5 protein-coding genes are annotated in these 9,267 nt (G+C 70.9%); all 5 read right to left on the bottom strand.

Features of this window, described 5'->3' with window-relative positions; all coding sequences use genetic code 11:
• The coding region (locus AC067A_RS22785; RefSeq protein ID WP_479244305.1) for a beta-ketoacyl synthase N-terminal-like domain-containing protein at positions 1-4,851 on the bottom strand (4,851 nt) is incomplete at its 3' end.
• Between the two features lie 404 nt (positions 4,852-5,255).
• Positions 5,256-6,281 carry a 3-dehydroquinate synthase family protein gene (locus AC067A_RS22780; RefSeq protein WP_479244320.1) on the bottom strand — a complete coding sequence of 342 codons (1,026 nt, stop codon included), beginning with the start codon at positions 6,279-6,281 and terminating at the stop codon, positions 5,256-5,258.
• The gene (locus AC067A_RS22775) at positions 6,278-6,964 is read right to left on the bottom strand and encodes an HAD-IA family hydrolase (protein WP_479244304.1); all 687 of its coding nucleotides are present in this window, start codon (positions 6,962-6,964) and stop codon (positions 6,278-6,280) included. Before AC067A_RS22775 ends, AC067A_RS22780 begins: the two co-directional genes overlap by 4 nt.
• A complete protein-coding gene (locus AC067A_RS22770; RefSeq protein ID WP_479244303.1) occupies positions 6,961-8,052 on the bottom strand; it encodes a Gfo/Idh/MocA family protein in 1,092 nt (363 codons plus the stop codon). The genes AC067A_RS22775 and AC067A_RS22770 overlap by 4 nt, the downstream gene beginning before the upstream one ends.
• Positions 8,049-9,230, bottom strand: coding sequence for a DegT/DnrJ/EryC1/StrS family aminotransferase (locus AC067A_RS22765; RefSeq protein ID WP_479244302.1), 1,182 nt, complete (start codon positions 9,228-9,230; stop codon positions 8,049-8,051). Before AC067A_RS22765 ends, AC067A_RS22770 begins: the two co-directional genes overlap by 4 nt.
• Positions 9,231-9,267: the final 37 nt, after the last annotated feature.

The raw sequence follows: 9,267 nt of genomic DNA, 5'->3' as shown, positions 1-9,267 counted from the left end.
CACCGACGAACCCAGCAGATCCGCCCCCATCCCCACCCACTGCGCACCCTGACCAGGAAAGACAAACGCCGTCCGGCCCTTCACCGCTCCACCGACAGCCGTCACCAGATCAGGGCTCGACTCACCGCGGGCCAGGGCCTCCAGACCGGCCACCGCCCCCTCACGATCCGCCGCCACCACCACGGCACGATCCGCCAGGGCACCACGGGTCATCACCAAAGACCGCGCGATACCGGCGAGTTCGTCCTCGGCGCGTTCCGACAGGAACCCCGCCAACCGGGCGGCCTGACCCGCCAAAGCAGCCTGACCACGCCCCGACACGAGCAACGGCACGACACCGCCGAATACAGCGGAGCCCTCCCCCGAGGGGAGAGCCTGCTCGGGCGCCTGCTCCAGGATGACGTGCGCGTTCGTACCACTGACACCGAAACCAGAGACGGCCGCACGACGGGGATGTCCCGTCTCGGGCCACTGCCGGGCCTCGGTGAGCAGCTCCACCGCACCCGCCGACCAGTCCACCTGAGGAGTCGGCTCGTCCACGTGCAGCGTGCGCGGCAGGACACCGTGACGCATCGCCTGCACCATCTTGATCACACCCGCCACACCCGCAGCCGCCTGCGTATGACCGATGTTCGACTTCAACGACCCAAGCCACAACGGCCGCCCCGCGTCACGGCCCTGACCATAGGTCGCGATGACCGCCTGCGCCTCGATCGGATCACCCAACGGCGTCCCGGTGCCATGCGCCTCCACCACATCGACCTCACCGGCCGCGAGCCCCGCGCTCGCCAGCGCACGCCGGATCACCCGCTGCTGCGACGGACCGTTCGGCGCGGTCAGCCCATTCGACGCACCATCCTGATTCACCGCCGAACCCCGCACCACCGCCAGCACCCGGTGCCCGTTGCGAACCGCGTCCGACAACCGCTCCAGCACCAGCACACCCGCACCCTCGGCCCAGCCGGTGCCGTCGGCAGAAGACGAGAACGCCTTGCACCGGCCATCGACAGCAAGACCACGCTGGCGCGAGAACGCCACGAAGGCATCGGCCCCCGGCATCACGGTCACACCACCGGCCAGCGCCAACGAGGACTCCCCCGAGCGCAGCGACTGCGCCGCCATATGCAGAGCCACCAGCGACGACGAACACGCCGTGTCCACCGTCACCGCCGGGCCCTCAAGCCCCAGCACGTACGACACCCGGCCCGACAGCACGCTCCCCGCGCCACCCGTCATCAGGTAGCCCTCGACACCCTCGGGGGCACCGCCCACTTCGCTCGTGTGACCGTCCGCGTAGCCCTGGTGCATGGCCCCGGTGAAGACGCCGACGGGCTTGCCGCGCAGGGTGGCCGGGTCGATCCCGGCCCGCTCCAGCGCCTCCCAGGAGGTCTCCAGGATCAGCCGCTGCTGCGGGTCCATCGCCAGCGCCTCACGCGGCGAGATCCCGAAGAACCCCGCATCGAACTCCGCCGCGCCGTAGAGGAAACCACCCTCCCGCGTGTAACTCGTACCCGCGTGATCCGGATCCGGGTGATACAGGTTCTCCAGGTCCCAGCCGCGGTCCTCCGGGAAGCCCGAGATCGCGTCGGTCTCCTCGGCCACCAGGTGCCACAGCTCCTCCGGAGACGAGACACCACCGGGCAGGCGGCAGCCCATCCCCACGATCGCGATCGGCTCATCCGCGCCGAAGACCGTCGTGATCGGCTGCTCGACGGACTCCACGGCGCCGAAGAGCTCACGGTGGAGCCGCTGTCCGAGGGACTCGGGCGTGGGGTGGTCGAACGCGACGGTGGCGGGCAGCCGCAGACTTGTCGCCCGGGCCAGCCGGTCGCGCAGTTCCACTGCTTTCACCGAGGTGAAGCCGAGATCCTTGAAGGCTCGGTCCGCGGTGACCGCCTGGGGGCCTGACAGGTCGAGGAGTTCGGCGACCTGCTCGCGGACGAGGTCGACCAGCTGCCGCTTCCGTTCCTCCTCCGCCAGGCTGCCCCAGCGATGGTCGGCGTCGGGGTCCTCGTGCCCGTCTGTTGCCTCCCTGGTCGGTCCCGCCGAGGCGTCGGCCGGCGTCCGCATCAGGAGCGGCACGGAACTGTCCGGCACGGCCTCCGGGTCCAGCTCCAGCATGACGAGCTCCGGCCGGCCCGCGCCGAGGGCCGCGTCGAAGGCCGCCAGTTCCTGGCGTCGGGTCAACGAGGCGGTGCCCTGGTCCGATCCCCATCCCAGGGACAAGGCCGGGACGCCTTCGGCATGGAGCTGCCGGGCCAAGGCGCCGAGGAAGGCGGCCGATGCCAGGGCGTCCGCGTCTCCCCGGCCGGTGATCGCCGTGGCGGACGGGCACAGGACGAATGCCGACAGATCGCCGTCACGGGTGAGCTCGCGCAGGTTGCGTACCCCGGCAACGGTGGCCGTGAGCCGGTCCTGGCCGGGGCCGGGCTCAGCGGCGTGCACGATCGCCCGTACCGGAGCAGCGGCCTTGGCGAGAACCCGCTTCAGCTTCGCCCGGTTCGTCAGGTCGCACTCGACCAGCAGGGTCTCGGTTCCCGACTCGGCGAGCCTGGCCCGTGTTTCGGCCGCCAGGCTGATGCGTCCGGGTGATGCGACCAGGAGAATCCCGGTGACGCCGTAGTTGTCGGCCAGGTGCTCGGCGATGGCCGCGCCGCGCGGGGTGTCCGCTCCCGTGACGACCACGGTGCCCGGCTCGTCGAGGGACAGCCGAACGCCGGGCCCGGCTTCGGTGGCGACCCGGGCCGGACGGGGCACCAGGATGACTCCGTCACGCACCGCGAACTGCCGGTCCCCCGCGGCCACGGCGGTCGGCAACGCCGAGTGGGGGGAGAGGTCGTCGTCCAGGTCGGCGATCAGAACGTTGCCGGGGTGTTCAGCCTGCAGTGAGCAGAGCAGGCCCCAGAGGGCGGCCGTGGGCGGGTCCACCGGGTCGTCGGCACCGGTCACCACCGCACCGCGGGTGGCGACGACCAGCAGGGAGTCCGCGAGGCCCCGGTCCGCCGACCAGGTCCGGACCCACTCGGTCACCTCGGCGGCGCTCTCGCGGAGTGCGTCGCCGCCCCGGCCCACGGGGGGTACGGCCAGGAGGGCCACCGCGGGTACCGGTCCGCCGGCCGCGACATCCGCGCGCAGTGCGTCCAGGTCCCTGTGGATGCGGGTCCGCGCCCCGGCGGATTCCAGACCGGGTGCCGCCTGTGCCGCCTCCTGACCCAGCAGCGCCCAGTCGCCCGGGACAGGTTTCGTCTCAGCCGGCCGGGGCACCCAGTCCGTCCGGAGCAGCGACTCGTGGTAGGTGTCGCTCACCGCCCGCAGCCGCGCCGGAAGTTCGAGCAGTCGTCGGCGGGTGATCTTCCCGGAGGCGGTCCGCGGGATCTCGCGGATCTCGTACAGTTCCTCCGGCACCTTGAAGGCCGACAGTTGCTCCCGGCACGCCGCGAACGCCTCGGCGGGGTCGAACCCCTCGGCTGCCGGCACCACGAAGGCGATCGGCACCTCCCCGAGCACCTCGTGGGGCCGGCCGACGACAGCGGCGTCGGCAACGCCGCGGACCGTGCGCAGTACGTTCTCGACCTCGACCGGGTGGATGTTCTCGCCCGCCCGGATGATCAGTTCCTTGATCCGCCCGGTGACTGTGAAATACCCGGCGTCGTCACGACGGGCGAGATCGCCGGTGTGGTACCAGCCGTTCTTCAGAGCCTCCGCGGTGGCCTCCGGCTGGTTGTGGTAGCCGGACATGACGTTCGGCCCGCGGACCCACACCTCGCCCTCCACACCGTCCGGCACGTCAAGGCCGGTGCGGGGGTCGACCAGCCGGACCCCGAGGCCGACCACGGGCAGCCCGCAAGAGCCCTCGACCCGGGCCCCGGAGGGCCAGTTGATGGTGATGGAGCCGCAGGTCTCGGTGCTGCCGTAGGCGTCGATGAGCGGCACGCCGAAGGTCTCCTCGACCGAGCGGCGAAGCGCTGCCGTTGTGATGGCGCCACCGACCAGGCCGACGCGCAGCCCCGGCACCTCGAAGCCACGGCTGCGGGCCTCACGGACCAGGCGGTGATACATCGTCGGGACGCCCGCGATGACCGTGAATCCCTCGTCGCCCCAGATGTCCAGGACGTCTCCCGCCGACAGCCCGTCGACGATTCGGGCCGAGGCACCGGTCGCGGTCACCGACAGCACGCAGGCGATGTGGGAGAGGCTGTGGAACAGGGGAAGCGGCCACAGGACCCTGTCCTCGTGGGACAGCCCGAGCACGGGTGCGTAGCAGGCGGCCACCGACCACAGGCAGTTGCGCGTGGTGGAAAGCACGCCTTTGGGCATGCCGGTGGTGCCTGACGTGTAGAGCATCCAGGCGGTCTCGTCCAGCCCGAGGTTGTCGTAGGCCGGGGAGTCGGGTTCCGACGTCGCCAGGTTCTCGTACGACAACGTGCCGGCCGGTACCGGGTCGTGGCCGACCACCAGGACGGTCAGCGGGAACAGGGTCGTCTGGACGCGGCGGATCTGGTCCAGGTGGAATGCGTCGGTGATGATCACCCGGGCGCCGCTGTCCTCCAGGAGGTAGGCCAGTTCGACGTCGGAGGAGCGCGGATTGAGCGGGACTCCGATCGCGCCCGAGCGGGCGATCGCATAGTAGCTCTCGACCATCTCCACCCGGTTGCCGAGCAGCATGGCCGCGCGGTCGCCGGGACGCAGCCGCAGATCCGCGAGATGTCCGGCCAGTCGCCGTGAGCGGGTCTCCAGATCGGCGTAGCTCAGCGAGCGGTGGTCATCGCGATAGGCGGTTTTCGGACCGAGTCTGGCGGCCTGCGTCCGAAGAAGATCGTGCAGCGGTCGCACCAACTCTGTGCGCAGCATCCGATACCCCCGACGTTCCTATACACGCTTTGACCAGGCCATATGAAGAATGCAAGCCGCGACGTAGGGGATGGAACCCCTAACAGCCCCTAGGAGCGGGCACCAGTCATGTGACCGGTGACGCCCCCTCGAAGTCGTTGTCCGGGACTGCGGTGGGGCGCACCCGGTCGTGCGGGCGGATGCCGGATAGGGGGTCTCTGCCGGTGGGTCGTGGCCGACGCGGCCTGGGCGCGCACCGACGCCACCCCCGCTCGAGCCGAGTGCGGAGGCCCGGTCTGCCGCGGCAGGCACGCGTATGGCCGCCCCTTCCGGACGACTTCGGACCGGGCCGGTCCTCCCGGTCCTGAAGTCCTCGTCACACCCTCACGATCGGGGTGTCGCGAAGGCCACGAGGTCCGAATCCCTCATGCCTCCTTGGGCATCCCCGCAAGGGCGGCGGCGACCGCCGCCTCGGGCACGTCCGCCACCAGTTCCGCTCCCTCGGGGCCGTCGAGGACGAAGGAGAGTCCGGTGGTGGCCTTCTTGTCCAGCCGCATCAGGGCGATCAGATCGGCCGGTGCCACGCCGGCGGGCAGGCGTGCCGGAAGGCCGTAGTGCCTTACCACGTCCAGGTGTTCGGCGACCCGCGCCTGCGGGATGCGGCCGAGCGCCCCGGCGAGCCGCCCCGCGAAGACCGTGCCGATGGCCACTGCCTCGCCGTGCCGCAGCGAGAAGTCGGTCGCGCGCTCCAGTGCGTGGCCCAGGGTGTGACCGTAGTTGAGCAGGTGTCGCAGACCCGTGTCCCGTTCATCGGCCGCGACGATCTCGGCCTTGCGGCGCACACTCGCGACGATCTGCTCGGTCAGCGGCAACGGGCGCAGATCGCCCGCCCCGATGAAGTGGCACCGGGCGATCTCACCGAAGCCGTTGGTCATCTCCCGGGCCGGCAACGTGGTGAGGTAATCGGTGTCGCAGAGCACCGCCGTCGGCTGCCAGTACGCGCCCACCAGGTTCTTGCCCTCGGGAAGGTTGACCGCGGTCTTTCCGCCGACACTGGCGTCCACCTGCGCCAGCAGCGACGTGGGCAGGTGGATCACCGGCACCCCCCGGTGGTAGAGCGCGGCGGCCAGGCCCGCCGTGTCGGTTGTGGTGCCGCCGCCGACGGCGACCACCACGTCGGCCCGGGTGAGTCCGAAGCGGGCGAAGTGGCGGCAGTAGTCCTGTACGGCTGCCAGGGTCTTCGCCTCTTCGCCGTCCGCCGCCGGAAGCAGCAGCGAGGGAACTCCCGGGTCCGGTGTCCACTCCGGCGGACGGGCGGAGATCACCACCGCCCGCCGCGCACCGAGGCCCGCGACGATCGCCGGGAGCGCGTTTCTGGCTTCCGGGCCGATGTGTACGTCGTACGACCGCTCGCCGAGCGGGACGCGGATGGTTCGAGCGGTGCCGGTCATCGCGCCGCGTCCAGGCACCAGGTGAGCAACTCCTCCGGACTCTTCAGGGCGGCGTAGGGCTCGGCCGCCAGCAGTGGCGCCGGGTCGCTCTCGCCCCACAGCGCCGCGAGTGCCGTGACGCCGGCCGCACGGGCGCTGGCGAGGTCGCTGACCGCGTCGCCGATCATCACTGCGTCCGCCGCATCCACCTCGAGCAGTTCCAGAGCTCGCAGGACGATGTCGGGCGCGGGCTTGGAGTGGGCCACCTCGTCCGAGCCGATCACGTGGTCGAACAGCGACAGCACGCCGAGGGTGTCGAGCAGCGAGCGGGCACGGGGACCGCTCTTGCCGGTGGCGACCGCGAACCTGAGGCCGTGCCGGTGGAGCGCGCCCAGCATCTCGGACACCCCGTCGAACATGCGGACGCGATGGGCCAGCCGATAGCTCTCCCGGACGAACGGCTCCTCCATCTCCAGAGGCAAGTTCATGATCTTCATGATGTCCGGGAAGTACCGGCCGAGGTGCTGGCTGTATTCCGCGAAGGGCGGCTCACCCGCGCCGACGACCTCTTTGTGGGCGATCTCGAACGCCTCGCGCATCACCCCGAAGCTGTCGACGAGCACGCCGTCGAGATCGAAGATGACGGCCCGCAAGGCCGTGCCCGGCGAACGGACATCGGCACCGTTGATCTGTTCCCTGTTCATGCGGGCACCTCTTCGGACTTTCGCGAGCCGGCCGCACGCGCCGCGGACTCATAGATTCGTTCGATTACGTCGATGGTTCGGCGGGCCGCCGCCACGGCCCTGCCTCGCTGCGCCTGATCGGCCAAGAGACCGGCGAGTGCGTCGATCTGCCGGTCGTACTCGGCGCCCACCGGTTCCTCGTCCAGTGGGACCGTCGCGATCCGCCCGTCCTGGGTGAACGTCAGGGACGACCCGCCGAGCCGGTTCGGGCTGAATCCGAACGTGCAGCCCAGGACCGCCGTCCCCGCGCTGCCGTGTACCTCCACCGTGGTGCTGTCGTGTGCGGCGTGCGAGGCCCAGCTCGTGAGCAACGACACCGAGACGCCGGATTCGGTCACCAGGAACGCGCGGGCGGTGTCCTCCACATCGGCCGACTCCGTGCCCGCAAGCTCCGGCTCCTCCTCCCGCCACGTGGCCCGCGAGGCGCGGCGGTTCACGAAGTCGTGCGTCGTGGCCGCGACCACCTGGTCGAACTCCAGCGGGCCCAAAAGGAACAGGGCGGTGTCGAGCAGGTGCCAGCCCAGGTCCAGCAGCACCCCACCGCCGGCCTCGTCGTGCCGGGTGAACCAGTCGGTGCCCGGCACACCGTTGGCCCGGACCCAGGCCAGCCGGAGGTGACGTACGTCGCCCACCGAGGTGACCAGCCGCCGCAGTGCCAGGATGTCCGCGCGACACCGGGCGGCGCTGCCCGCGATGAGGACCGCGCCGCCCTCCTGCTCGGCCAGGGCCAGCTCGTCGGCCTCCGCGCGGGAGAGGCAGACCGGCTTCTCCAGGAAGACCGGGATCCCCCGGCGCAGCAGGGCACCGGCCACGGAGCTGTGGGCGTGGTTCGGCACCGCGACGATCGCGAGGTCGACCAGGTCCGGCGAGAGCTCCCCGGGATCGGAGAGCACGCGGACACCCGCGGTGTCGTCGGCGAAGGCCGCCCGTGCGGCCGAGCTGGGGTCCACCACGGTCGTGACGGTCATGCCCGGGTGAGCGGCGAGCCGGGGAAGCCAGATCGTCCGGGCCGCCCAGCCGAGCCCCACCACGGCCACCCGGAGGCTCAAAGCCGCCCCAGTACGTCGGCCACCACGTCCGCGATGGCGTGCATCTGCTCTTCCGTGCCGAGCAGCGTCCGATGGTGCAGCCAGACGCAGTCCCGGGTGAGCTCCTCACTGATGGGGCAGCGGCGGGCGATGTCCTCCGCCGACTCGTCGGGGGCTGCCAGCTCCCAGAAGGCCGGGGTGCGGTAGACGGCCCGGAAGGCGGCGAAGGCCGGCAGCCCGCGCTCGATCAGCGCGTCGACCAGTGCGTTGCGCCGCTCCTCGGTCAGCCCGGGGATGCGGAACATGGCCATGTAGTGCGGGTTGCGGGTGCAGCGCTCGTCGCCACCCTGGGGCACGACGCCGGGGATCTGCGCCAGCAGCCCGCTCAGCAGCGGCCAGCGCTTCTGCCGGGTTTCGATCTGTTCGTCGAGCCGGGAGAGCTGGGCCCGCAGCACACTGGCCGAGAACTCATTCATCCGGAAGTTGGAGCCCGACGTCCTGTGCAGGTAGGAGCGATCCGTCCGGGGCCGTCCGCAGCTGTGCCGCAGGAAGGCGAGCTCGTACTGCTCGGCCTCGGGGAAGGTCACCGCGCCGCCTTCGCCCGCGGTCATGAGCTTCCCGTTCTGGAAGCTGAAGGCGGCCACCGAGCCCAGGTCCCCGACCCGCCTGCCGCGCCACTCGGCACCGTGCGCGTGCGCGGCGTCCTGGATGAGCGGGACCCCGGCGTCGGCCGCCAGCTTCCCGAGCCCGTCCATGTCGCTGACCAGCCCCGCCATGTGGACCGGCATGATCGCCCGGGTGCGCGGGGTGATGGCGGCCGCCGCGGCCGCCACGTCGATGCAGTAGGTGTCGGGGTCGACGTCCACCGGCACGGCGACCGCGCCAAGCCGCTGCGCCGCCTGTGAGGAGGAGATGAAGGTGAAGGCGGGGACGATGACCTCGGCACCCGGGCCCACCCCGAGTACCTGGAGGGCGAGTTCGAGCGCGTGGGTTCCGGTGGTCACCGCCAGGGCGTGTCCGGCCCCGTGGTAACCGGCGAACTCCTCCTCGAACAGATCGACCTCGTTGCCCCCGATCCGCCACCACTGTCCTTGCTCCAGGGCACGCATCAGACCGACGCGTTCCTCGTCGCCGAACTGAGGCCATTGCGGGAATTCCAGATTCTGTGACGAAATTCCAGCCACGATCAACCTTTCCATTTGACAGAAGCAAGTTTACTGCGGCTCATTAATCCAG

Source organism: Streptomyces sp. NPDC043176 (genome assembly GCF_056436715.1).
Note: the sequence above shows the minus strand (reverse complement) of the source record. Positions and strands in the feature narration are given on the sequence as shown.